Raw genomic sequence first — 24,561 nt, forward strand, 5'->3', positions numbered from 1 at the left:
AATTTGAAAGGATGAATACGCGATCATGATAAAAGAAGCCATTGTCAAGATCGTCAGCAAGCAGGATCTGACGTTTGACGAAGCCTACGCCGTTATGCATGAGATTATGAGCGGTCAGACCACGGTGACCCAGAACGCAGCCTTTCTCGCGGCGCTCTCGACCAAAAGTGCGCGGGCGGAGACGACCGACGAGATCGCGGGCTGCGCCGCCGCCATGCGCGCCCACGCTACAAGGGTCGAAACCGATATGGAGCTGTTTGAGATCGTCGGCACGGGCGGGGACAACGCGCACAGCTTCAATATTTCGACCACGGCGGCGCTGGTAGCCGCGGCAGGCGGTCTCAAGGTGGCCAAGCACGGCAACCGCGCGGCCTCCTCCCGGTGCGGCACGGCGGACTGTCTGGAGGCGCTCGGCGTCAACATTGAGCAAAGCCCCGCGCGCTGCGTGGAGATGCTGCAAAAGGTCGGCATGTGCTTTTTCTTCGCGCAGAAGTACCACAGATCGATGAAGCATGTCGGCGCGATCCGCAAGGAGCTGGGCTTTCGCACGGTGTTCAACATCCTCGGGCCGCTGACCAATCCGGGCAGTCCGCGGATGCAGCTGCTGGGCGTGTATGACGAATATCTGGTCGAGCCGCTGGCGCAGGTACTGATGAGCCTTGGCGTGCGGCGCGGCATGGTCGTTTACGGACAGGACAAGCTCGACGAGATATCGGTCAGCGCGCCGACCACTGTCTGCGAGTGCAGGGACGGCTGGTTCAAGACCTATACGATCACACCCGAGGCATTCGGTCTGGCGCGCTGCGCCAAGGAAGAGCTGGCGGGCGGCGACCCGGCAGAAAACGCGAGGATCACGCTGGCCATCCTGAACGGAGAAAAGGGCGGCAAGCGCAGCGCGGTGCTGATGAACGCGGGCGCGGCGCTGTACATCGGCGGCAAGGCGGAAACGATGGGCGCGGGCATTGCGTTCGCGGCCGAGCTGATCGACTCCGGTAAGGCGCTCAATACGCTGCACCGGTTTATTGAGCTGAGCAATCAGCCGGAGGAGACGCTATGACGATATTGGAGCAGCTGGCCGCACACGCCCAAGCGCGTGTTGAGCAGGCCAAGCATAAAATGCCGCTGGCGGCAGTCGAGGAGCGGGCGATGGCCTTGCCGGCGGGCGATTTCGCCTTTGAACAGGCGCTCAAAACGCCCGATATCGCCTTTATCTGCGAGTGCAAAAAGGCATCTCCCTCCAAGGGGCTGATCGCGCCTGATTTTCCGTATCTGCAAATCGCAAGGGAGTATGAGGCGGCGGGCGCGGACTGCATCTCGGTGCTCACCGAGCCAAAGTGGTTTCTCGGCAGCGACATCTATTTGCAGGAGATCGCAGCGGCGGTCAGCGTTCCTTGCCTGCGCAAGGATTTTACCGTCGATGCGTATATGATCTACGAGGCGAAGCTGCTGGGCGCGTCTGCTGTTTTGCTGATCTGCGCGATTTTGACCGAGCGGCAGCTCCGGGACTACCTCGGCATTTGCGACGCGCTGGGGCTGTCTGCGCTGGTCGAGGCGCACGACGAGCGCGAGGTTCGCATGGCGCTGCACGCGGGCGCGCGGCTCATCGGTGTCAACAACCGCAACCTGAAGGATTTTTCAGTGGACACCGAAAACAGCCACCGCCTGCGTGAACTGATCCCACCGGAGGTGCTGTTCGTTTCGGAGAGCGGTGTGCGCGGCGCAGAGGATGTGCAGCTGCTGCGGCAGATCGGGGCGGACGCGGTGCTGGTCGGCGAAACGCTGATGCGTGCAGCAGATAAGCGCGCCGCGTTGGCCGCGCTGCGTGGAACGCCATGACGAGGATCAAGCTGTGCGGGCTGACAAGGCCGTGCGATATCGAGACCGCCAACGCGCTGCGCCCAGCATATATCGGCTTTGTCTTCGCGCCGGGGAGCAGGCGATATGTGCCGCCCGCAGGAGCGGCTGCGCTCAAGGCGATGCTGCACCCATCCATTACGGCGGTGGGCGTGTTTGTCAAGGAAGCGCCCGAAACGGTCGCCGCGCTGCTCGCGCGCGGTGTGATCGACGCGGCACAGCTGCACGGCGGGGAAGATGCAGCCTATGTCGCACGGCTGCGTGCGCTGACCCGGCGGCCGCTCATTCAGGCGTTTCGGGTGGACAGTGCAGCTGATATCGCCGCCGCGCAGGGAAGTCCGGCGGATTATGTGCTGCTGGATGCAGGCGAGGGCGGCACGGGAACAGCATTCGACTGGACGCTTATCAGCGGGCTGGCGCGGCCGTACTTTCTGGCGGGTGGATTGGACGCGACCAACGTGGGCGCGGCAGTGCGGCTGCTGCGGCCGTACGCCGTGGACGTCAGCTCGGGTATCGAGTGCGGCGGGTACAAGGACGCGGGAAAAATGAGAGAATTTGTTGCCGCCGTGCGCGAGGCAATGTGGGAGGAAACGATATGACAAATGCAAACGGAAGGTTTGGCGTGCATGGCGGGCAGTACATCCCGGAAACGCTGATGAACGCAGTCATCGAGCTGGAACAGGCCTATGCGCACTATAAAAACGACCCCGCGTTCCAGCGCGAGCTGACCACGCTGCTCAACGAATACGCGGGCAGGCCGTCCAGACTATACGAGGCGCAGAAAATGACAAGGGAGCTGGGCGGCGCGAAAGTCTATCTCAAGCGTGAGGATTTGAACCACACCGGTGCGCATAAGGTCAACAATGTGCTGGGGCAGGCGCTGCTGGCCAAAAGGATGGGCAAGACCCGTCTGATCGCCGAGACCGGCGCAGGCCAGCATGGCGTGGCGACCGCGACCGCAGCGGCACTGCTGGGCATGGAATGCGTGGTTTTCATGGGCGAGGAGGACACCCGGCGGCAGGCGCTGAATGTTTATCGGATGCGGCTGCTGGGGGCGGAGGTGGTGCCGGTTACAACGGGTACGGCAACGCTCAAGGACGCGGTCTCCGAGGCCATGCGCGAGTGGACGAGCCGCATCACGGACACGCACTACTGCTTGGGCTCGGTCATGGGGCCGCACCCGTTTCCAACGATCGTGCGCGATTTTCAGGCTGTGATATCCAAAGAGATCAAGGCGCAGCTGCTGGAAAAGGAGGGCAGGCTTCCCGACGCGGTAATCGCGTGCGTGGGCGGCGGCTCTAACGCCATTGGAAGCTTCTACCACTTTATCGAGGACAAAGCGGTGCGGCTCATTGGCTGTGAGGCGGCCGGGCGCGGGATAGACAGCTTTGAGACTGCCGCAACGATCAACACCGGGCGGCTCGGCATCTTCCACGGCATGAAATCGTATTTCTGTCAGGACGAATACGGCCAGATCGCGCCGGTCTATTCGATTTCAGCCGGGCTGGACTATCCCGGCATCGGCCCGGAGCACGCCCATCTGCACGATATCGGACGCGCGGAATATGTACCGGTGAGGGATGATGAGGCGGTGTGCGCGTTTGAATATCTGGCAAAGACCGAGGGTATCATCGCGGCGATCGAATCGGCGCACGCCGTCGCGCACGCGATCAAGCTGGCGCCGGAGATGGACAGGGAGCAGCTGCTGGTCGTCACCATCTCGGGCAGGGGAGATAAGGACTGCGCTGCGATCGCGCGGTACAGAGGGGAGGATATCCATGAGTAGGATGCAATTGGCTTTTGCAAACGGCAAGGCGTTTATCGCTTTTCTTACCTGTGGAGACCCTGATTTGGAGACCACCGCGGCGGCGGTGCGCGCGGCAGTCGAAAACGGCGCGGATTTGATCGAGCTGGGCATCCCGTTTTCCGACCCCACCGCCGAGGGCCCGGTCATTCAGGGGGCAAACCTGCGCGCCCTAAGCGGCGGCATGACCACCGACCGGGTGTTTGCGATGGTCAGGGAGCTGCGGCGCGATGTCAGCATACCGCTGGTTTTCATGACCTATGCCAACGTAGTGTTTTCCTACGGCGCGGCGCGGTTTATGGCCGCCTGTCAAGAGATCGGCATCGACGGGCTGATTCTGCCCGACCTGCCGTTTGAGGAAAAGGACGAATTTCTGCCTCTCTGCCGGCAACACGGCGTTGACCTGATCTCGCTGGTCGCGCCGACGTCGGAAAACCGTATCGCTATGATTGCGGAGGAGGCTGAAGGCTCCTTATATATCGTCTCCAGCCTTGGCGTGACCGGGACAAGGAGCGAGATCCGAACCGACCTTGCCTCTATTGTGGCGGTGGCGCGTCAGCACACCAATATCCCCTGTGCGATCGGTTTTGGCATCTCTACACCTGAGCAGGCGGTACGCATGGCCGCGCTGGCGGATGGTGTGATTGTCGGCTCGGCGATCGTAAAGCTGCTGGAGCGATACGGAAAGGACGCGCCCGCCTATATCGGCGCATATGTGCGGGAGATGAAGGACGCGCTGCGGTAAGCGTGGGAGAGATAGGCGGGCGATACCGTGCGGGGGTATGCCGCGTGTCAAATTGGCGCATATTGTATTGGCGCTGCCCGACTGGCGCGCCATGTTTTGGTCTTTCAAAAACAGAAATGAGGAATGATATCATGGCAAATTTTGTAGTCACCTGCTGCTCAACAGCCGATCTGCCGGCCGATTACCTTCGAGCGAGGAAGCTGCCGTATGCCAGCTTTCATTTTGAGATGGATGGGCAGGATCATCTGGACGATCTGGGTCAGACCATCCCGTTTGAGGATTATTATGCCCGTATCGCATCCGGCGCGCAGCCGACGACCTCGCAGGTCAATGTAGAGCAGTATTTCGAGCTGTTCGAGCCGATTTTACAGGCGGGCAAGGATATCCTGCACCTGAGCTTTTCGAGCGGCCTGTCCGGCTCGTATGCAGTGGCCTGCATAGCGGCGGATGAGCTGCGGGCGCGCTACCCGGCGCGTGTGCTCTATGTGGTGGACACGCTGGCCGCGTCCTCGGGCTACGGGCTGCTGGTCGATACGGTGTGCGACAGGCGCGACAAGGGAGCTGGGCTGGACGAGCTGTATAGTTGGGTCGAGCGGAACAAGCTGCGCCTGCATCACTGGTTCTTTTCGACCGACCTGACCAGCTATAAGCGCGGCGGGCGCATTTCTCCCGCGGCGGCGGCAGTGGGCACGATGCTGGGCATCTGCCCGCTGCTCAACATGGACAAGGAGGGACGGCTGACGCCGCGCAAAAAGCTGCGCGGCAAAAAAGCGGTGATCGAGGAGATTGTCAAAATGATGGAGCGGTACGCGGACGGCGGGCTCGATTACAGCGGCAAATGCTTTCTTTCGCATTCCGCCTGTATGGAGGATGCGCGCGCCGTAGCCGCGCTGGTCGGGCAGCGTTTTCCGAGGCTGGACGGGCAAGTGATGATCAACAGCATTGGCACGGTGATTGGTGCGCATACCGGCCCGGGCACGGTGGCGCTGTTTTTCTGGGGAAGTCCGCGTGCCGACTGAGCCGGTCAGCCGGTCAAAACAGCTGTGTGCACTTTGGTGCTGCACAGCTGTTTTTTTTGTGCATATATGCAGGATGTGTGGATAGTGCACGAATAAAACTATGCAAATATGTGTGATTCGTAAAAATCAAGAAAAAATTTATGAAGAAAAAGTTAAGAAAATGTAAAAAATTATAGACAATTTATGAAAATATGGTATGATAATGTAAACGTATACAGAACAAGATCGAATTCTGTATCGGAAATTGTGAAATATATCACAAATAAAGCAGCAATGGAGGAGTGAGAAGATGAAGCGGTTAGCCTGTTTCCTATCCGCGCTGGTGTTCAAAGAAAATCTGGGAGCATTCGCCTAAGGTGGAACAATAAAATAGTAATACCGGTTAAAACACGGCTTGCAGGGTAGCAGTCTGCCGGCCGTCTTTTTTTATACAGTACGAAAGATGTGGTGCAGTCGCTTGCGCAGCCGATCTCGAAAAAAGTACAAAAAAGTATAAAATGGTCGAAAAAGCACGAAATATATATATTATTACCAAAAATAGAGCATTTTTATGCAAAACAACCAATGCATTTTTGCAAAATACATTGCTTCCATTAGAAAAAAGTTGTATAATAATAAATATTGCATTATTACGATGAGAGGGGTGCTATTGCTGTGTCATATGATTTTCTTCTGACGATTGCGATTATCATGCTGTTCACCAAAATCTTCGGCCTGACCTCGGAACGGGTACACATGCCACAGGTCGTTGGCGCATTGGTGGCGGGCATTTTGGTAGGGCCGAGCTGCCTTGCGTGGGTGGGGGAGACGGATTTTCTGGTGAAGGCCGCAGAGATCGGTGTCATTATCCTGATGTTCAATGCAGGTCTGGATACCGATTTGGAGGAGCTCAAGGCCACCGGCTTTGCATCTTTTATCATTGCGGTCATCGGTGTGCTGGTACCGCTGGCGGGTGGCATGGGGTGTTACCTAATTTTCGGAAATCAGCCGACCGATCCCATGAACATGCTCAAGGCGGCCTTTATCGGTGTGGTGCTGACCGCGACCTCGGTGTCCATCACGGTGGAAACGATGCGCGAGATGGGGAAGCTGAAAAGCAAGGTCGGCACGGCGATATTGGGTGCGGCGGTGATTGATGACATTCTCGGTATTGTGGTGCTGACGGTGCTGACCGCGTGTACCGACCCGTCGGTCAAGCCGCTTTCGGTGTTCGGGCGGATTTTTGCATTCTTTATCTTTGTCCTTGTGATTGGGCTGGTGATGCACAAGGCATTTATCAAGATGGAGCAGTGGTGGCATAAGCATCGGCGTATTGCTATCTACGCCCTAGTGTTTGCCTTTTTGATGAGCTATGGCGCAGAGGAACTTTTTGGCATTGCCGATATTACGGGTGCGTATTTCGCCGGTATCGTCATGTGTAACCTTTCGGACACGCGCGATTATGTGGCCAGCAAAACTAATGTGCTGGGTTATATGCTGTTTTCACCGCTGTTTTTTGCGTCGATTGGCATCAAAACCAATCTGAATGGTCTGACGGATAAGCTGGTGCTGTTTGCAGTAGTGCTGACTATTGTGGCCATCCTGTCTAAAATCATCGGCTGCGGTCTGGGTGCGCGGATGATGGGATTCCAGACGTATGATGCAATCTCCATTGGTCTCGGCATGGTCTCTCGCGGTGAGGTGGCGCTGATTGTGGCACAGAAGGGTGCACAGGCAGGGCTTATCAATTCCGAGATGTTCCCACCAATCGTGCTGGTGGTTATTGTTACCACGCTGGTCACGCCGATTTTGCTGAAGTTCGGCATGAAACGCCAGACACCTGCCAATACAGAGTTCTCCGCGCGGGAGGCGGAGCAAATGCCCAAGGCAAGCCGCTATTGACCGATACAAGAAAGAATGCCATTTCAAACAGATGCCCCTTTCTGGCGTTGCAGGCCGGAAGGGGCTGTTTTCGTACCGTTACTTGGAGAACAGCACGGTATATGGTATACTGATTCCGCATGTCAAGGACCCCTATGGGGCAGAATGAAACAAAGGTATTGCCGGTTCTGGCAATTGCACTGGGACTGCTGGTGGCCATCCTCTATATCATGGTCAGGGTGCTCTAAGAAACGGATAAATGGAGGCATCAAGGAATTGAATACAAAGGTCGATAAGAAAGAGCTTGCGGCAAATGCGCAGGGCAGCAAAAAAGAGTTTGTAGCGTGCAGCAATTCGCTCCGGGCAGGTGTGTTCATTGGCTTTGGCCTGTTACTGATTATCATTGGCCTTGTGCTTTCCCGCTCGCCGGAGGTTGTGAAAGAGGGCTTCCACGTTCTGCTGACCTCCAACATACATTTGGATACATCGTCCTTTGACATCATCGGTAGCCCTGGTGTGGGCGTTCCATTCATCGGCAGCGGTATTCTCGGCATTATCGTGATGGTGAGCTATCTGCTGACCAAAACAGAGGTCAAGGGCAGCACGATCGCTTCAGCGTTCATGGTCATGGGCTTTGCGTTTTGCGGCAAAAGCTTTCTGAACGTCTGGCCGACGTTCTTCGGCGTGCTGCTGCAAGGCGCGGTGAAGAAGAAAAAGGTAAACACCGTAATGGGTCTGGCGTGGTTCTCTACGGCGCTCTCGCCGCTGGTCAATACCGTAGCCATGTATACGGTGCTCGACGGCACCAATACCATGGCCGAGTCCCTGCAGATATCGCTGGTGCGGATACTGGTCGCGTGTGTGGTCGGTATGCTGGCAGGCTTCCTGATTGCCACGTTCGCGGAATTTCTGCCCACCAAGCACAACGGCTTTACCCTTTACAATGCCGGCTTTGCGGCGGGGTTGACGGGTTTTCTGTTTTTCTCATTCATGAGGGCCGCGGGAATCGGCCACAGCGGGCCCTCCCACGTCTACACGGATGATAAGGATCTGCTTCTGGCAAGCTGTCTTGCCATCATGATGCTGTATCTGCTGGTCTGCGGTCTGGTCTTGCGGAAAAAGGACAAGGCGGCGCTGGGCGAACTGGTGCTCGCCAGAAGAAAGGGCTGCTTTGTCGACCAGTATGGCTTTGGCACCTCGCTGGTGAATATGTCGCTGTGCGGCTTCCTTTGCCTGCTGTATCCTTTCCTGACCACGACGGGTCACATCAACGCGCCCGTATTCGCCTGCCTGCTGACCGTGGTCGGCTTTGCCAGCAACGGCATCACGCTTAAGACAATGGCGCCGATCATGCTCGGTGTGTATGCGCAGAGCGTGCTGGTGGGCGGCATCAAGGGCGCGCTGTCGGGTGCGCAGTTCCTGCAATCGGGACTCAGTTATGCCGGCAGCAAAAACATGGTCATTGCGGCCTGCTTTGGCTGCGGTATGTCCCCGGTTGTGACCGAGCACGGCTATTTGATCGGATTCCTTGGGGCGATGATACACAGTATGCTGGTGCCCAATACCGGCGTGCTGCACGGATGGCTGAACCTGTATAACAACGGCTTCTGCCTCGGCCTTGTGGCCACGTTCTTTGTGCCGTTGCTTCTGCAGCTGATGCAGATGGTAAAAAAGAGTGAAAACCGTATTTAAGGTTTTACGCTAATATGAAAAAGGAGGAAACAAAAATGAATTTACACAAGCCTGACGTAAAGGTGACAAGCGCGGAGGAGGCGCTGCAGCTGCTCAAGGAGGGCAATCAGCGCTATCGTGACAACAAAATGTCGGACAAGACCGACTATGAGGAGAGCCGCAAGGTTCTGGCTGGCGGCCAGAAGCCCTTCGCCATCGTGCTGTGCTGCGCGGACAGCCGCGTTGCACCGGAAATTTTCTTCGATCAGAAGCTGGGCGACATCTTTGTGGTGCGCAATGCCGGCAATGTTGTGGATGAGACCGTGCTCGGCTCGATCGAGTATGGCGCGGAGCATCTGGGCAGCCCCCTCGTCGTAGTGGTTGGCCACAGCTGCTGCGGCGCAGTTACCGCAGCCTGCGAGGGCGGCGAGCTGCCGCACAATATCCAGACCATCGTCGATAAGATTGCGCCCTCTGTCAAGCAGGGTGGCGGCGTGGACGAGGTCATCCATACCCATGCCAAGGAGATGGCCGAGCAGGTTCGCAGCAACGAGATCATCAAGCACATGGGCACGCGAGTAGAGGCGGCTTACTACGACATCGTTACCGGCGAGGTATGCTGGCTGTAAGCAAACCGGCGGGATAACCGCGCGCTTCGCTCTGTGAACATAAAGAAAGACGGCAAGCAGAAATGCTGCCGTCTTTTTTTGTAGGCAAACGCGCCGTATATCGGTAAGCGCGGGTAATGGCGCGTCAGCGGTGAATGACGTTCATTTGCAGGCTTTCCATCACGTCAAGCGCCTTGTCATGCATTACCGGGTCAAAGCTGCGGCACAGCGCCGCGTCAATGGTGATCCGTGCCTCCGGCCACTGTGCCTGCATCAAAACAGCGTTGGAAAGGACGCACATATTGGTCACAACGCCGACAACCGTGATCTCCGTCAGGTCGGGCAGCTCGGCGCCGAGATGAGTCAGATAGGCGGGCGGCATGCCGAAGGTATGCTTGTTGACTGTATGGATCTGGTGATTGGCGCAGGTTTCACGGCAGAGCTGCTGCGTTTTGCCGTAAAGCCGCCAGCCGTCATCCTGCGGATGGCAATGGGGGATGGGTAGCGCGCGCCCCTCGCGGGTTTGCAGATAATTGTCGTCATGCGTGTCGTAGGTAAACAGCACATGGTCGCCCTGTGCCAGATAAGCCTGTGCAAGATGGGCGATGCCGTCGTCGATCGCGGCCGCGCCCTCAAAGCCGAGCGAGCCGGTCACAAAATCGTTCTGGTAGTCGATCACAGCGAGCAGTTTAGGCATAGCATAGTACCTCCTTGGATAGCTGTTTTCATCATAGCATGATTTTGCGCAGCACACAATGAAATTATTGCGCCATATAGCCGTATGGATTATAATAAGGGAAGGCCGTGCATACGCTGTTGCAACGGAGGTGCACGGATGAACAGAAAGGTTTGCAGCAGGCTGCTGGGCTGCGGCGCGGCTGTGGCGGCGGCGGTGCTGCTCGCCGCGCGCGGCGGGGACGTGGTACAGACGGCGTTTGACAGCCGTCAGCCGCCCACGCTGGTGCTGGACGCAGGGCATGGCGGCTTTGACGGCGGCGCGGTCGGCGCGAGCGGCGTAAACGAGCAGGATATCAACCTCAGCATTGCGCAGCGTGTGCAGGCGCTCAGCGCGTTTTTCGGTGTGCAGACGGTGATGACGCGCCGGGATAATCAGGCGCTGGCATACGACGCCTCGCGCTCGGTGCGTGAAAACAAGGTCGCTGACATTCAGGCGCGTGAGCAGATCGTGCGGAGCGTGCCCGATCCGGTGTTCGTCAGCATCCATCTGAACAAATTCGGCGATGCGCAGTATCACGGTGCGCAGGTGTTCTATTCACCCAATCACGCGGGCAGCCGCGCGCTGGCCGAGCTGACGCAGGCCGCGCTGATCGAGGGCTGTGACCCGACCAACCACCGGCAGGCCAAGCGGGCGGAAAGCACGATCTACCTGATGAAAAAGCTCGATTGCCCGGCCGTTATCGTCGAGTGCGGCTTTCTGTCCAACCTGGCGGAGGAAAAGCTGCTCGAGCAGCCGGAATATCATAAAAAACTCGCCGCCTGCATTGTGACCGGCTATCTGCGGTATCAGTCCGGCGGCTGACGGAGGAATCATGAAGCAAAAAACCGTATATTTGTGCAGCGATTGTGGTTACGAAAGCCCAAAATGGTTTGGCAAGTGTCCGGGCTGCGGTGCGTGGAATACGATGAACGAGTTCAAGGCGCAGCCGGCAACCGTCGCGCGCGGAACGGGCGCGTTTCAACGCGGGGTATCCCGGCCGACGCTGCTCCGCGAGATCGAAAGTGCGGATGAAAGCCGCTTTCACTCGGGCATGGGCGAGCTCGACCGCGTGCTGGGCGGCGGCGCGGTGCATGGCTCGTTCGTGCTGGTCGGCGGTGAGCCGGGCATCGGCAAATCGACGCTGCTGCTGCAAATGTGTCAGGAGATGTGCAAGAGCGCCAAGGTGCTCTATGTGTCGGGCGAGGAGTCGCTCCGCCAGATCAAGCTGCGCGCGGCGCGGCTGAAAATCTCCTCGCCTGAGCTGTATATTTTGGCAGAGACCGATATGGAGCAGATCATCCACGAAACCGAGCTGCTCGGGCCGGATATCCTGATCGTCGACTCGATCCAGACCGTGTACAAGCGCGACCTGACCGGCGCGCCGGGCGGCGCGGCGCAGATCAAGGAATGCGCGATGAGCCTGATGCAGTACGCCAAGAACAAAAATGTAACCATCTTCATCGTCGGTCATGTCAATAAGGAGGGCACGCTTGCCGGGCCGAAGATGCTCGAGCACATGGTGGACTGCGTGCTGTATTTCGAGGGGGAGAGCGCGGGCGCGTTCCGTTGCCTGCGCGCGGCCAAAAACCGTTACGGCTCGACCAATGAGATTGGTGTGTTCGAGATGAGTGACCGCGGCTTGGTCGAGGTGCAAAACCCCTCGGCCGCCATGCTCGCCGGACACCCGCAGGGGGCTTCGGGCAACTGCATCGCCTGCGTGATGGAGGGCAGCCGTCCGCTGCTGTCCGAGGTGCAGGCGCTTGCAGCCAAAACGCAGTTCGGTGTGCCGCGCCGCACGGCAGCCGGTGTGGATTATAACCGCATGGTGCTGCTGCTGGCCATTTTGGAAAAGCGCTGCGGGCTGTTTTTGTCGGCCTCGGATGTGTATGTTAACGTGGTCGGCGGTATGCGGCTGGACGAGCCTGCGGTCGACCTGCCGATGGCGCTGGCCATCGCATCCAGCTTCCGCGACAAGCCGCTGCCGGAGGGTGTGATGAGCTTTGGCGAGATCGGTCTGACGGGCGAGCTGCGTGCGGTATCGAGTGCGGCGCAGCGCATCAACGAGGCGTATCGCTTGGGTTTTCACACCTGCATCATGCCGGTGCAGGATATCGACGAGGAGCTGGCGCGGAAAATGAACATCGTGCGCGTCAAGACGGTCGCTGACGCGCTGCGCGCCGTGCTGTAAGTTGAATTTTTTATGAGTAAAACCGGCCTTTTTGTCACAGACTATGTGCAGTTTGCGGCAGAAGGGTCGGTGTTTTTTATGGAAAAACGGGTGCGGGCGGTCTTGTTGGCAACGGCGGCGGTGCTGACGGCCATGCTCTGGTGGTCGTGGGCAAAACGCCCGCCGGCGCCTTTGCAGGTGCGCGCCGGCTATGCTGTGGTGCAGGATATTTATAACAGCGTCACCGTGCCGGGAACGGTCGAGGCAGCTGCAAGCGAAGCGGTCGCACCGGCTGAGACCGTGCGGGTAACCGGGCTCTGTGTCCGCGTGGGCGATATGGTTGAGGAGGGGGATGCTCTCTGCGCCGTCTCACCGGCGCAGGCGCAGAATCTCACAGGTGACACCCTGCGCGCGGCATGGAGCGGGCTGACCGGCGTCAGCGCGCCGGTTGCGGCGGCGCAGACGGGCGGGGTGCTGCGCGCGCCGCGCGCAGGGGTGGTGCTCAGTCTGCCGGAGCAGGGGCAGACGCTGCTTGCGGGCATTGCCTGTGCGCAGATTGCCGACCTGACGCGCTTACAGGTGCGCGCGCAGGTGCCTGAGCTGTATGCCGATCAGGTGGAGAGCGGCCAGCGCGCCAACGTGACGGCGGCAGCAGTCGGAGACCGCATTTACGCGGCTAAGGTGGAGAGCATCGCTCCCGCGGCGGTGCGCGCGGCCAGCCTGATAGGCGGCAGCAGCGCGGCGACCGTCGAGACTGTGCTGCCGCTGCGGGGCAGCGGACAGGGGCTGCGGCCGGGGTATACGGCCTCGGTCAAAATATTTACCGATTTCCGGCCGAATGCGGTCGTCGTACCGCAGCAGGCGATCTGCCAGCGCGGCGAGCAGGAGTATGTCTTCCGCATCGAGCAGGGGATCGCGCGGCAGTGCGCGGTCACATCGGGTTATATGCTGGAAAGCGTGACCGAGGTGACGACGGGGCTTTCCGGCGGGGAACAGCTGGTACTCTCGCCGCCGGAGACGCTGCAGGATGGGATGCGTGTCGAGGTCGTGGCGTGAGGGCGCGCGACGTGCTGCGTCTGGCGCTGCTGGGGCTGCGCGAAAATCCGCTGCGCACCGGCCTGTGCGCGCTGTCGGTCGCGGTGGGCACGGGCGCACTGCTGCTGATCGCATCGATCGGACTGTTTGGACAGACGCAGGTGGAAAGCGGACTGCGCACGCTTGGCGTGAGCGGTTTGACCGTCTATCTGGACGAGCGCGGTGCGGGCAACGCGCTGTCCGCCGAGCTGGCCGACGCGATGGAGCGCGCGGTGAGCGATATCGACACTCTGATGCCCATTAAAGCCAAAGCGGGCAGCGTGCGCGCCGGACATACGACTGAGAACGCGATGTTCCTTGGTGCGGACGAGCGGCTGGGGCAGGTGATGCAACTGGAGATGGTCGCGGGCACATTGCTTGACGCAGCAGCGGCCGAAGCCGCGCGTCCGGTCGCTGTGGTGGGGGACGATCTGGCGCGGGCGTTATACGGGAGGGATAATATCGTCGGGCGGCAGATACGGGTGCGCATGGACGGGCAGGACCAGTATTTCACCGTGTGCGGTGTGGTCAAAGCGCAGACCGGTGCACTGGGCGGGGCGCTGGCGGCGATCGCGCCACATCTGGTCTATGTGCCCTACAGCTGTCTGGCGGCGCGGCAGGACAATGCCGATCAGGTTTTCGTGCGCTGCGCAGCTGAGGCCGACCCATCCGCGGTCAGCGGGCAGATCACGCGGTATCTGACCGAGCGCGGGCAGGTGGACGGCACGGTGCGCGTGCAGAACGTGTCGGGCATGGTCGATACCGTGCACCGCTTGGCAAACCTGTGCGTGATGCTGTTTGTGGCCGTCGGGTCGATCACATTGTGCGTGGCGCTGATCGGTGTGCTGTGCAGTATGCTTGCGGCCGCGCACGAAAAAACCGGAGAGATCGGCATTTTTCTGGCGCTTGGCGCGCAGCCGCGCGATATCAGGCGGATTTTCCTAATGCAATCCATGCTGCTGTGTGCCTTGGGCGGCCTGTGCGGACTGGCCGCCGCCGCCGTGCTGCTGTATGGCGGCGCGCGGCTGCTGCTGCCGGGTTGGACGTTGTGCGCGGCGCTGCTGGCTGCCGCCGTGCTGTGCGGAGGCGCGGCAGGACTGCTGCCGGCAGTGCGCGCCGCCCGGCTCGACCCAATCGACGCAATGCGCAAATAAGCCTTTTCTTTCGTGTGCCGGTGTAGTATAATAAGAGCGCAAACAGAAGTAGAAAGGCCTGTGCAATATGCGCCATATCATTGACCTGAGCGACCTGACGGAGCAGGAATTCTCCGACCTGTACAAACTGACGAGCAATATCATCGACCGGCCGGAGGGCTATGCCGATGCCTGTCGGGGTAAGGTGCTCGGCAGCCTGTTTTACGAGCCGTCCACCCGCACCAACCTGTCCTTTTCCACAGCGATGATGCGGCTGGGCGGCAGTGTGATCGGCTTTTCCGATCCCGGTTCTTCCTCCGCGGCCAAGGGAGAGACGCTCAAGGACACCATCAGCATGGTATCAAGCTATGCCGATATGATCGTCATGCGCAACCCGCGCGAGGGCGCGGCCAAGGCGGCGTCGATGTACTCATCTGTGCCGGTCATCAACGCGGGTGACGGCGGGCATCTGCACCCGACCCAGACGCTGACCGATATGGTCACTATTCTGCGTCTGCGCGGCACGGCGGAGAATATGAAGATCGGCCTGTGCGGCGATTTGAAATATGGCCGCACCGTGCATTCGCTGCTCCATTTTTTGGAGCGGTACCGGGGCGTACAGCTTTACCTGATCGCGCCGGACGCGCTCGGCCTGCCGGACTACATGCTCCGCTTTCTGAAGGAGCATAACATGCCGTTCTGTCAGGCGGACAGCGTCGAGCAGGTCTTGCCCGAGCTGGATGTGCTGTACATGACCCGCATCCAGCGTGAGCGCTTTGCCGACGCGCAGGAGTATGAAAAGCTCGAAGGCAGCTACCGGCTGACTGCGGATAAGCTGCGCCGCGCGAAAAAGGATATGCTGGTGCTCCATCCGCTGCCGCGCGTGGACGAGATCGCACAGGATGTGGACGACGACCCGCGCGCGGTCTACTTTAAGCAGGCGCGCTACGGCATGTTCGGACGCATGGCGCTGCTGCTGACGCTTTCCAAGCTTCCGTTTGAGCGGGCGGGACGCCAGGCGATCGGCGCGCACGGGATAAAGTGCGCAAACCACAAGTGCATCACCAGAACAGAGCCCTATCTGCCGCTTACCGGCCGCGTGGGCGAGCGCTGCCCCTACTGCGACGCGCCGCTCGAGCTGCTGCTGTAAGCCGCACCCGGCGCGCCGGGAAGACGGAGAAAAATAGGCTTCGCGTTTCCAAATCCATGGAAGCGCGAAGCCTATATGCGTTTTACCGGTCTTTCCAATACCACCATTTGAGTTTTTCGGGATCAGGGTCGGGGGTTTGTGCAAAATAAACCGCGCAGCGGTAAACATACAGCTGGCAGCGGTCAACCATGACGCCGCGTTTTTCACATTCGAGCCGGTATAGCTCCTCCGGGTCGGCACCGCGCAGAGAGGCGATCGTTGGGTATCCCAAGGCGATTAAATCCTGCTCGGTCTGTCGGCCAACGCCGGGAATGGCGCGTAACTCGCCCATGCTCACACCTCCAAGCCTGTGCCGTCAAAGGCGGGGATAAAGCTCTCGCTGACCGCCCCGCCCTGCTGGAAAAAGCCGGACAGGCCGAGCGAGCGGAACAGCGCGCAGGCCTCTCCGTATTCCTCGTCGGTGATCGCGCGGTCAAGCTCGGGCCAGTCCTGCATCGCAAAAGGGGTGTATTGGCGCATCAGGCTGACCAGCGCGCCGTCAAACCGCGTGGCGATATCGCGCAGTACCTGCGCGGTGTCACCCGCCAGACCGGGCAGCATCAGGTGGCGGATGATCGTGCCGCGTGTCAGCAGGCCGTTCGCGTCGTACTGCGGTGTGCCCGTCTGGCAAAGCATCTCACCGATGGCGGTGACGGCGGTCTCATGGTAGTCGGCGGCATCCGCATAGCGCGCGGCATAGTAGGCGCTGTAATATTTGTAATCGGGCAGGTAGATGTCGATCCAGCCATCGAGCAGCGCAAGCGTTTGAGGTGTTTCATAGCCGCTGCTGTTCCAGATGACCGGCAGCTGCAGCCCGTTCTGCTTGGCAAGGCGCAGCGCTTCGATGATATGCGGCGCGTAGTGCGTGCCGGTGACAAGGTTGATGTTGTGCGCACCCTGTGCTTGCAGGGACAGCATCGTCCGCGCAAGCATATCCACCGTGAGTGTCTGTCCGGCGGCCTTGCGGCGGCTGATTTGCCGGTTCTGGCAGAACACGCAGCCGAGCGGGCAATGTGAGAAAAACACCGCGCCCGAGCCGCGTGTGCCGGAAAGCGGTGGCTCCTCCCAAAAGTGCAGCGCGGCACGCGCGGCTTCCATCATATGCCCTGCGCCGCAGCGGCCGCGCCCGGTGGTGCGGTCTGCGCCGCAGGCGCGTGGGCAGAGCAGGCATTTTTGCAGCATATCTGTCAACGTGATCCCTCCGATGGGTTGATTATACTATATTTTCGTCTGAAAGGGAAGATAGAGAGCATACCATCGACCGTAAAAGACCAATCGGCTTGCATTACGGCGTGGGATAGGGACAGCCGCGGCGCGAAATTTCAGGTTTGCGTTTTGTGTACCATTGTGCTATGATATGGAAAAACGGACAATTGGGGGATAGGTTGCATGAAGATCGTTGATATCTTAAAGCAGGACAAGGTCACGCTGTCCTTTGAGGTTTTTCCGCCGAAAACGACCGGCGGCTATGAGTCGGTCGCCAAAGCGACGCAGGAGATCGCCGCGCTGCGGCCGGATTTTATGAGCGTCACCTACGGCGCGGGCGGCGGCACGAGCGAGCACACGGTGGATATCGCCTCCGCGCTGAAGGAGCGCTATGATGTTACGGTTTTGGCGCACTTATCCTGCGTTTCGTCCACCAGAGCACATGTCGCCGCCATGCTGGACAAGTTCAGGCAGCGGGGCATCGAAAACGTGCTGGCGCTGCGCGGCGATATACCGGAGGGCGGCCCGCTGGCGGCGGACTACCAGTATGCTGCCGAGCTGGTGCGCGAGATCAAGGCACAGGGTGATTTCTGCATCGGCGGCGCATGCTATCCGGAGGGGCATGTTGACTCGCCCAACAAGACCGAGGATATCCTGCATTTAAAGGAAAAGGTCGATGCAGGCTGCGAATTTTTAACGACGCAAATGTTTTTTGACAATAACATCTTTTATAACTTCCTGTACCGCATCCGGGAAAAGGGGGTCACGGTGCCGGTCATCGCGGGCATCATGCCGATTACCAATGTAAAGCAGGTGGCGCGCACGCTCAAAATGTCCGGTACTTATCTGCCCGAGCGCTTTAAGGCGATCGTTGACCGCTTTGGCGATGACCCGTCCGCGATGAGACAGGCCGGTGTGATCTACGCGACCGAGCAGATCATCGACCTGATCGCAAACGGTGTCAACCACATCCATATCTACACGATGAACAAACCTGAGATAGCGGCGGGCATCCAAGCCAGCCTGTCGGAGATACTGAAATGATCGCAGTCGACCGCAGCGAGGTGCTGCGCTACCTCGGCTACCGGGGCGGACAAATTGAAGACGCAGTGGAGCAGTCGATCGACCGCTGCACGGCCGACCTGCTCGCCGCCGTGCAGCCGCGAGGCACTTACCGCCGGTTTGCGCTGGCGCATCCCTCGCCTGATATGCTCGAGATCGACGGCTTGCAGGTGCACAGCGTCAACCTCTCCCGTAACCTCAAGGGCTGCGGCAGCGTGTATCTGATGGCGGCGACGCTCGGCGTTGAGGCGGACAGGCGTATCACGCGCGCCTGTGCCGTGCGGATGAGCGACGCGGTGATATATCAAGCTGTGGCCGCCACACTGATCGAGGCGTACTGCGATGAGCTGAACGACGCGATCCGGGCGCAGGCGGCGGAGAAAGGGCTGTATTGTCGTCCGCGCTTCAGCCCCGGCTATGGGGATTTTGACATCAAGCACCAGCGTGATTTTATCCGCTTGCTCGATACGCCGCGCAAGATCGGGCTGACGGTGACGGACAGCTGCTTGCTTGCGCCGATCAAATCGGTCACAGCGGTGATTGGTGTGTCGGATGTCGCCCAGCCGTGCCACCGCAAGGGCTGTGAGGAATGCGAAAAAACCGACTGTGCATTTAGGAGATAAATACGATGAGCTTTTTGGACAGACTGGGCAGAGAGTGGCTGTTTTTCGACGGTGGAACGGGAACGATTCTGCAAGAAAATGGTCTCAAAGCGGGCGAACTGCCCGAAATATGGAATCTGACGCACCCGGAGGATATCATCGCGCTCCATCAGGGATATTTTGAGGCGGGCAGCGATGTCGTTGTGACCAATACCTTCGGTGCGAACGCGCTGAAGTACCCGGATAATCTGCGTGAGATCGTCGAAGCGGCGATCGCTCACGCCAAGGAGGCGCGTCGGCGCGCGGGCAGGGAGGACGCCTATGTTGCGCTTGACCTCGGCCCGACCGGAAAGCTGCTTCAGCCGATGGGCGATCTGCCGTTTGAAAAGGCGGTCGAGCTGTTTGGCGAGGTCGTGCGCATCGGTGCGTCCGCTGGTGTCGATCTGGTGATGATCGAGACGATGAGCGACAGCTACGAGGCCAAGGCGGCGGTGCTGGCGGCCAAGGAAAACTGTGACCTGCCGGTGTGCATCACAATGATCTTTGATGACAAGGGCAAGCTGCTCACCGGCGGCACGGTCGATTCGACCGTTGCCCTGCTGGAGGGTCTGCGGGTGGACGCGCTCGGCGTAAACTGCGGGCTGGGACCCGAGCAGATGGTACCGATCATCCGGCGGCTGACCGAGGTCTGCTCGCTGCCCATTATCGTCAACCCGAATGCCGGTCTGCCGCGCAGCGAGGGCGGGCGAACCGTGTTCGATGTGGACGCGGACAAGTTTGCCGCGCTGATGGCGCAGATCGCCGAAATGGGCGTGCACGTGCTGGGCGGCTGCTGCGGCACAACGCCCGCGCATATCCGGCAGATGATCGCCGCCTGTGCGGACAAGCCTTTCCAACCGCCGGTGCGCAAGCATCGCGCGGTCGTGTCCTCCTTTTCGCAGGCGGTGGAGATCGGCGGTAGGACGGTTATCATCGGCGAGCGCATCAACCCGACCGGCAAGAGCAAATTCAAGGCCGCGTTGCGGGAGGATAACATCGAATATATCCTGTCCGAAGGGTTGGCGCAGGAGGACAGCGGCGCGCATATTTTGGATGTCAATGTGGGCTTGCCGGAGATCGACGAGCCGGTCATGATGGAGCGCGTCGTTACGCGGCTGCAAAGCGTGCTCGCGCTGCCGCTGCAGATCGACACCTCGAATATGGCGGCGATGGAGCGCGGTATGCGCCTGTATAACGGCAAGCCGATGGTCAATTCGGTCAGCGGCAAGCGGGAGAGCATGGAAGCGGTGTTCCCGCTGGTGCGCAAATACGGCGGCGTGGTCGTCGGCTTGGCGCTCGATGAGGACGGCATCCCGGAGACGGCGGAGGGGCGCGTTGCCATCGCAAAGCGCATCTACGAGACTGCGGCACAGTATGGCATCCCGCGGGAGGATATCGTGATCGACGGTCTGGCGATGACGATTTCGTCAGACAGCCGCTCGGCGCTGGTGACGCTGGAAACGCTGCGCCGGATACGCGATGAGCTGCACGGCAGCACGATACTGGGCGTGTCCAACATTTCCTTCGGCCTGCCGCAGCGTGAGATCATCAACGCCAACTTCTTTACGATGGCGCTGCAAAACGGACTATCCTGCGCAATCATCAACCCCAACGCAGAGGCCATGATGCGTGCATACCGGGCGTTTCTTGCGCTGAGCGCGCAGGACGAGCAGTGCGCCGGCTTCATTGCGGCTTACGGCAACCAGCCGCCCGCCGCTATGACGCAGAGCGCCGGGCAGGACAGCGCGATGACGCTTGCCGAATGCATCGAGCGCGGCCTGCGCGAGCGTGCTACCGAGGCGACAGCCGCCGCCCTGCGGGAGACTGAGCCGCTCGCTTTGGTCAACAGCGAGTTGATCCCCGCGCTCGACCGCGTGGGTAAGGGCTTTGAAGCCGGCACACTTTTCCTACCCCAGCTGCTGATGAGCGCGGAGGCGGCCAAGGCCGCGTTTGAAGTCGTGAAGGATGCGATGCGCGGCGCGCCGCAGGAGCAAAAGGGCAAGATCATTCTGGCCACGGTCAAGGGTGACATCCACGATATTGGTAAGAATATCGTCAAGGTGCTGTTGGAGAATTACGGTTATCAGGTGCTCGATCTGGGCAAGGACGTGGCACCCGAGGTGATCGTCGATACCGCGATCGAGCAGCAGGTGCGTCTTGTCGGCCTGAGCGCGCTGATGACGACGACTGTGGTCAGCATGGAGGACACCATCCGTCTGCTGCGGGAAAAAAAGCCGGACACCAAGGTGGTCGTCGGCGGCGCGGTGCTGACCAAGGACTATGCCGAGTCGATCGGCGCCGACCGCTATGCGCGCGACGCGATGGCGACCGTGCATTACGCGGACGAGGTATTTGCATAAAAAAAGCAGCCTGCGGCGATGGGGCAAGATCGCCGTAGGCTGCTTTGTGTCATAATCAGGCAGTTACGCCGCGTTTCTTAGCTCTTCCAAGGCCTCCTGCTTGCTGTCGGCGGAAAACAGAAACGCGCCGGTGTTGTCATAGACCTCAATGTGTCCGTTCACGTACTCGATCGAATATTCCATCTTCGCTGCTCCTTTCTGTTACTGTACACAGTTTACCAAGAAAGGAGTCCGATAATCTGGACTTATTCGAGCATATCCCGCAGCTGCTTTTGAAACGCGGCCTTGACCGCATCGGGGGCGGTGATCTGCACCGCGCCGCCAAGGCCGAATACCCAAGAGAAAAATTGTGGGCTGACCACCACGTTGACCGATACGGTAAAATGCGCGTCATCCGCTTTTTGCAGCATCAAATCGCTGCCGAATCGGTCGCGCAGCACGCCGATGAAGCGGTTTTCGCACCGTAGGCGCACGGTCTGCTCCTCGCCGGAAAACATGCCGAACACCTTGCGTGAATAAGCGGCGATGTTGAAGTGATCCTGAAACAGTGCGCGGCCTTCACGGCGCTGCCCGGTCAGCGAGATATGCTCCATTTTGTCCACGCGGTAGTGACGGATCTGCTGCGCGCCGCCGTCATAGGCGACCAGATAATAGTTCTCATCGTCCCACGTCAGTGCCCAAGGACTGACGCGGTAGAGCGCGCCGTCCCGCCGGTAGCGCTTTTGGATGCGCTGCTGCGCACTGAAATCGAGCGCCCACTCAAAATACTGATAGGTGATCTGCACAGCGGCTGATATTGCGCTGTGCAGTGTGTCGATGTTGTAGTAAATGCTCTCGTTCATGGTCTTGACCCGGTCGGATACATAGACCTGACGCTGCAGTGCACGCGCCTGCGGCTCACTGGCCAGCGCGGCCAGCTTGCGGATCAGCTCGGTGGACTTTTTCTCGGTGATGAAGCGTGAGCACTGGATGGCATCAACGAGCAGCTTGAGCTCGGGCAGCTCAAAATCGCGCGCGGCAACGTAATAGCCACCGCCCGGCCCACGCTGGAGCATAACATCCAGACCGAAGTCCTGCAAGGCGGCGATATCGCTGTAAATGCTTTTGCGCTCGGCCTCGATTCCGTACCGGCCAAGAGCGGAGAGGATATCCTCCATGCCGAGACGGTGGTCTTCGTCTGTCTTGCGCAGCAAAAGCTGGTACAGATAGAGCAGCTTGAGCTTTTGGTTCGAGTTTTTAGGCATGGGCGCGTTCCACCTCCGCCAGCGCCTGCTCATAGGCGGCGCATGTGCGCGCGTCAAAGCAGACTATAGTCACACACGTTATCGCAGGATATACGCGCAGTCCGTCCCGTATGGCTTGCAGCGCAATGCGTGCCGCGCGGTCAAGCGGAAAACGGTACGCGCCCGTGCTGATCGACGGAAAAGCCACGGTTTGGCAGCCGAGCGAGGCCGCACAGGCCAGACAGTTCCGGTAGCAGTCGGCGAGCAGCCTATCCTCGCCGGCCGTGCCGCCGCGCCAGATAGGGCCGGGCGTGTGGATGACATGACGGCAGGGCAGGCGGTAGGCTCCGGTCGCCTTGGCCTGTCCGGTCGCGCAGCCGCCGAGCGTGCGGCATTCCTCCAGCAGCGCGGGGCCCGCCGCGCGGTGGATCGCGCCGTCCACCCCGCCGCCGCCGAGCAGGCTGGTATTGGCCGCATTGACGATGGCGTCTGCATGGATGGTCGTGATGTCACCTGTGATGATTTGGATCGGCTTCATGCGCGGATGCTCCTTTCCGACGGATGGCGCTGCACTGGTCAAAGCACTGTTTTACAGCCATTATACGATACCGCAGCGCGGAATGCAAGTTTGACGCATGGGATTTTGTGCGCTATAATTTTAGCAGCGTATGCGAAGGAAAGGGGCATCAGCATGGAAAAGCCAATGTCGGAATATGCTGCGGACGCGCCGCGCATTCTGCGTGATTTTTTGACGTACATCTCGACGATACAGGGCAAATCAGCCAAGACAGCGCATGAGTATTATCTGGATCTGCGCCTGTTTTTCCGCGTAGTCAAGCGGAACAAGGGTATCGTGCCAAGGGACATGCCGATCGAGCAGATCCCGGTCGACGATGTGGACATCCCGTTTCTGCGGGATATCACCCTGTCCGATGCGTATGACTATTTGGAATATATGTCCGGCGAGCGACCGACGCAGCAAAACAGCGACGCGACCCAATATGGCCTGAGCGGCAACTCCCGCGCGCGCAAGGTGTCCGCGCTGCGCTCCTTTTTCCGCTATCTGACGGACAAAAAGCATGTGCTGGATAACAACCCAATCAGCAATCTGGAGTCGCCCACGATACGCAAGTCATTGCCTGTTTACCTGACCACGGAGGACAGCCTACAGCTGCTTGACGCGGTGCAGGGCGAATTTGCCGAGCGGGATTACTGTATCCTGACGCTGTTTTTGAACTGCGGGATGCGTGTGTCCGAATTGGTCGGGCTGAACCTTTCGGATTTTCAGGGGGATACGGTGCGCGTGCTCGGCAAGGGCAACAAGGAGCGCACAGTCTATCTCAACGAGGCCTGCGCTGCGGCGCTGCAGGCCTATCTGCCCAAGCGGCTGCAGCCGCACGATAAGGATAAGAATGCGCTCTTTATCAGCAGAAACCGCAACCGCATCAACGTGCAGACCGTCAAGTGGCTGGTCAAAAAATATCTGGGGCAGGCCGGGCTGGATACGCGGAAATACTCCGCCCACAAGCTGCGCCACACAGCGGCGACGCTGATGTACCAAAACGGTGTGGATATCCGCACGCTGCAAAGCATTTTGGGGCATACCAGCGTCAATACGACCATGATTTACACCCATATTGAGGATAACAGCCTGCGCGAAGCCGCCGCGCGTAATCCGCTGGCATCGGTGCAGCCGAAAAAGCGGGAGGAGCAGCCGGCGGGGCAGGACGAGTGAGAGGTGAATGAGCCGCATGCAAAATTGACACCTAACAACATTTCGTGATATAATAAATTATGGTTATCCCTTTTAGTAAGCCATTTAAAAGTCCGGGAAGTGGTACAGCGCTTAGCATAGAATGAAGGCATGACACCAAAAAGGGAGAAAAAGAGTCATGTCAAGGAAACAGAGGATGCCCCTGAGTGAGTTTCTGCGCCGGTTTGGAACGGATGACAGTTGCCGGGACTATTTGGCCGTACAGCGTTGGCCGGAAGGTTTTGTCTGCCCCAAATGCGGACACGAACATGGCTGCCGTCTATCCAACGGCCTGTACCAGTGTACTCACTGCCGCCGTCAGACCTCCGTCACAGCTGGGACGGTCCTGCACCATAGCCATGTCAGCCTGAGCAAGTGGTTTCTGGCGTTCTATTTCGTCTCTCAGGACAAGCTGGGAATTTCCGCAGTTCAACTGTCCGGTCAGATCGGAGTTACCTATAAAACCGCATGGTC

The 24,561-nt window shown here is 59.4% G+C and carries 24 protein-coding genes; 19 read left to right on the forward strand and 5 right to left on the reverse strand.

The window, feature by feature from the left end:
- Nucleotides 1-25 precede the first annotated feature (25 nt).
- The 9 genes from trpD (at nucleotide 26) to MR935_RS05890 (ending at nucleotide 9,582) form a co-directional block, all read left to right on the forward strand.
- A complete protein-coding gene (trpD, locus tag MR935_RS05850; protein WP_290571890.1) occupies nucleotides 26-1,057 on the forward strand; it encodes an anthranilate phosphoribosyltransferase in 1,032 nt (343 codons plus the stop codon).
- Nucleotides 1,054-1,836: an indole-3-glycerol phosphate synthase TrpC gene (trpC, locus tag MR935_RS05855; protein WP_290571892.1), complete on the forward strand. Its 783-nt coding sequence runs from the start codon at nucleotides 1,054-1,056 to the stop codon at nucleotides 1,834-1,836. Before trpD ends, trpC begins: the two co-directional genes overlap by 4 nt.
- A complete protein-coding gene (locus MR935_RS05860) occupies nucleotides 1,833-2,453 on the forward strand; it encodes a phosphoribosylanthranilate isomerase (protein WP_290571894.1) in 621 nt (206 codons plus the stop codon). Before trpC ends, MR935_RS05860 begins: the two co-directional genes overlap by 4 nt.
- Nucleotides 2,450-3,640 carry a tryptophan synthase subunit beta gene (gene trpB / locus MR935_RS05865; RefSeq protein WP_290571896.1) on the forward strand — a complete coding sequence of 397 codons (1,191 nt, stop codon included), beginning with the start codon at nucleotides 2,450-2,452 and terminating at the stop codon, nucleotides 3,638-3,640. The genes MR935_RS05860 and trpB overlap by 4 nt, the downstream gene beginning before the upstream one ends.
- Nucleotides 3,633-4,403, forward strand: a complete 771-nt coding sequence (gene trpA / locus MR935_RS05870; RefSeq protein ID WP_290571898.1) for a tryptophan synthase subunit alpha — start codon at nucleotides 3,633-3,635, stop codon at nucleotides 4,401-4,403. The genes trpB and trpA overlap by 8 nt, the downstream gene beginning before the upstream one ends.
- A gap of 131 nt (nucleotides 4,404-4,534) precedes the next feature.
- A complete protein-coding gene (locus MR935_RS05875; protein WP_290571900.1) occupies nucleotides 4,535-5,422 on the forward strand; it encodes a DegV family protein in 888 nt (295 codons plus the stop codon).
- A gap of 690 nt (nucleotides 5,423-6,112) precedes the next feature.
- Complete coding sequence (locus tag MR935_RS05880) at nucleotides 6,113-7,303, forward strand: cation:proton antiporter (protein WP_290571924.1); 1,191 nt, start codon at nucleotides 6,113-6,115, stop codon at nucleotides 7,301-7,303.
- 255 nt (nucleotides 7,304-7,558) lie between these two features.
- A complete protein-coding gene (locus MR935_RS05885; RefSeq protein WP_290571902.1) occupies nucleotides 7,559-8,974 on the forward strand; it encodes a DUF1576 domain-containing protein in 1,416 nt (471 codons plus the stop codon).
- A gap of 35 nt (nucleotides 8,975-9,009) precedes the next feature.
- A complete protein-coding gene (locus MR935_RS05890) occupies nucleotides 9,010-9,582 on the forward strand; it encodes a carbonic anhydrase (protein ID WP_290571903.1) in 573 nt (190 codons plus the stop codon).
- Between the two features lie 124 nt (nucleotides 9,583-9,706).
- On the opposite strand, the gene MR935_RS05895 is transcribed toward MR935_RS05890, so the two are convergent.
- On the reverse strand, nucleotides 9,707-10,258 hold the full coding sequence (locus MR935_RS05895) for a cysteine hydrolase family protein (RefSeq protein WP_290571905.1): 552 nt from the start codon (nucleotides 10,256-10,258) through the stop codon (nucleotides 9,707-9,709).
- 138 nt (nucleotides 10,259-10,396) lie between these two features.
- Between MR935_RS05895 and MR935_RS05900 the strand changes: the two genes are divergently transcribed.
- The 5 genes from MR935_RS05900 (at nucleotide 10,397) to pyrB (ending at nucleotide 15,803) form a co-directional block, all read left to right on the forward strand.
- Complete coding sequence (locus MR935_RS05900; RefSeq protein WP_290571907.1) at nucleotides 10,397-11,101, forward strand: N-acetylmuramoyl-L-alanine amidase; 705 nt, start codon at nucleotides 10,397-10,399, stop codon at nucleotides 11,099-11,101.
- Between the two features lie 10 nt (nucleotides 11,102-11,111).
- The gene (radA, locus tag MR935_RS05905) at nucleotides 11,112-12,467 is read left to right on the forward strand and encodes a DNA repair protein RadA (protein WP_290571909.1); all 1,356 of its coding nucleotides are present in this window, start codon (nucleotides 11,112-11,114) and stop codon (nucleotides 12,465-12,467) included.
- 78 nt (nucleotides 12,468-12,545) lie between these two features.
- The gene (locus MR935_RS05910) at nucleotides 12,546-13,502 is read left to right on the forward strand and encodes an efflux RND transporter periplasmic adaptor subunit (protein ID WP_290571911.1); all 957 of its coding nucleotides are present in this window, start codon (nucleotides 12,546-12,548) and stop codon (nucleotides 13,500-13,502) included.
- On the forward strand, nucleotides 13,499-14,674 hold the full coding sequence (locus tag MR935_RS05915; protein WP_290571912.1) for an ABC transporter permease: 1,176 nt from the start codon (nucleotides 13,499-13,501) through the stop codon (nucleotides 14,672-14,674). Before MR935_RS05910 ends, MR935_RS05915 begins: the two co-directional genes overlap by 4 nt.
- Before the next feature lie 58 nt (nucleotides 14,675-14,732).
- The gene (gene pyrB, locus MR935_RS05920) at nucleotides 14,733-15,803 is read left to right on the forward strand and encodes an aspartate carbamoyltransferase (protein ID WP_290571925.1); all 1,071 of its coding nucleotides are present in this window, start codon (nucleotides 14,733-14,735) and stop codon (nucleotides 15,801-15,803) included.
- An 82-nt stretch (nucleotides 15,804-15,885) separates the two neighbouring features.
- On the opposite strand, the gene MR935_RS05925 is transcribed toward pyrB, so the two are convergent.
- On the reverse strand, nucleotides 15,886-16,134 hold the full coding sequence (locus tag MR935_RS05925) for a helix-hairpin-helix domain-containing protein (protein WP_290571914.1): 249 nt from the start codon (nucleotides 16,132-16,134) through the stop codon (nucleotides 15,886-15,888).
- Nucleotides 16,135-16,136: 2 nt separating this feature from the next.
- The gene (locus tag MR935_RS05930) at nucleotides 16,137-17,024 is read right to left on the reverse strand and encodes a radical SAM protein (RefSeq protein ID WP_290571927.1); all 888 of its coding nucleotides are present in this window, start codon (nucleotides 17,022-17,024) and stop codon (nucleotides 16,137-16,139) included.
- A 207-nt stretch (nucleotides 17,025-17,231) separates the two neighbouring features.
- Here MR935_RS05930 and metF point away from each other — a divergent pair, with 207 nt between their 5' ends.
- From metF to MR935_RS05945, 3 genes are read left to right on the forward strand one after another with little or no spacing between them, the layout of a single operon-like run.
- Nucleotides 17,232-18,092, forward strand: a complete 861-nt coding sequence (gene metF / locus MR935_RS05935; protein ID WP_290571915.1) for a methylenetetrahydrofolate reductase [NAD(P)H] — start codon at nucleotides 17,232-17,234, stop codon at nucleotides 18,090-18,092.
- A complete protein-coding gene (locus tag MR935_RS05940; RefSeq protein WP_290571916.1) occupies nucleotides 18,089-18,733 on the forward strand; it encodes a vitamin B12 dependent-methionine synthase activation domain-containing protein in 645 nt (214 codons plus the stop codon). The genes metF and MR935_RS05940 overlap by 4 nt, the downstream gene beginning before the upstream one ends.
- A gap of 5 nt (nucleotides 18,734-18,738) precedes the next feature.
- Nucleotides 18,739-21,111 (forward strand): homocysteine S-methyltransferase family protein, encoded by a 2,373-nt coding sequence (locus MR935_RS05945; RefSeq protein ID WP_290571917.1) that lies wholly within the window; start codon nucleotides 18,739-18,741, stop codon nucleotides 21,109-21,111.
- Between the two features lie 245 nt (nucleotides 21,112-21,356).
- Here MR935_RS05945 and MR935_RS05950 read toward each other — a convergent pair whose 3' ends face one another.
- Nucleotides 21,357-22,355 (reverse strand): helix-turn-helix transcriptional regulator, encoded by a 999-nt coding sequence (locus MR935_RS05950; RefSeq protein ID WP_290571919.1) that lies wholly within the window; start codon nucleotides 22,353-22,355, stop codon nucleotides 21,357-21,359.
- Nucleotides 22,348-22,872, reverse strand: coding sequence for an O-acetyl-ADP-ribose deacetylase (locus MR935_RS05955; protein WP_290571920.1), 525 nt, complete (start codon nucleotides 22,870-22,872; stop codon nucleotides 22,348-22,350). The genes MR935_RS05950 and MR935_RS05955 overlap by 8 nt, the downstream gene beginning before the upstream one ends.
- Before the next feature lie 153 nt (nucleotides 22,873-23,025).
- On the opposite strand from MR935_RS05955, the gene MR935_RS05960 reads away from it, so the two are divergent.
- Together MR935_RS05960 and MR935_RS05965 are read left to right on the forward strand one after the other, a co-directional pair.
- Nucleotides 23,026-24,069 (forward strand): tyrosine recombinase XerC, encoded by a 1,044-nt coding sequence (locus MR935_RS05960; RefSeq protein WP_290571921.1) that lies wholly within the window; start codon nucleotides 23,026-23,028, stop codon nucleotides 24,067-24,069.
- A gap of 157 nt (nucleotides 24,070-24,226) precedes the next feature.
- Nucleotides 24,227-24,561: IS1595 family transposase (locus MR935_RS05965; protein WP_290571922.1), on the forward strand; the 335-nt coding region annotated here is incomplete at its 3' end.

The organism is Agathobaculum sp., assembly GCF_022775115.1.
GTDB lineage: Bacteria > Bacillota > Clostridia > Oscillospirales > Butyricicoccaceae > Agathobaculum.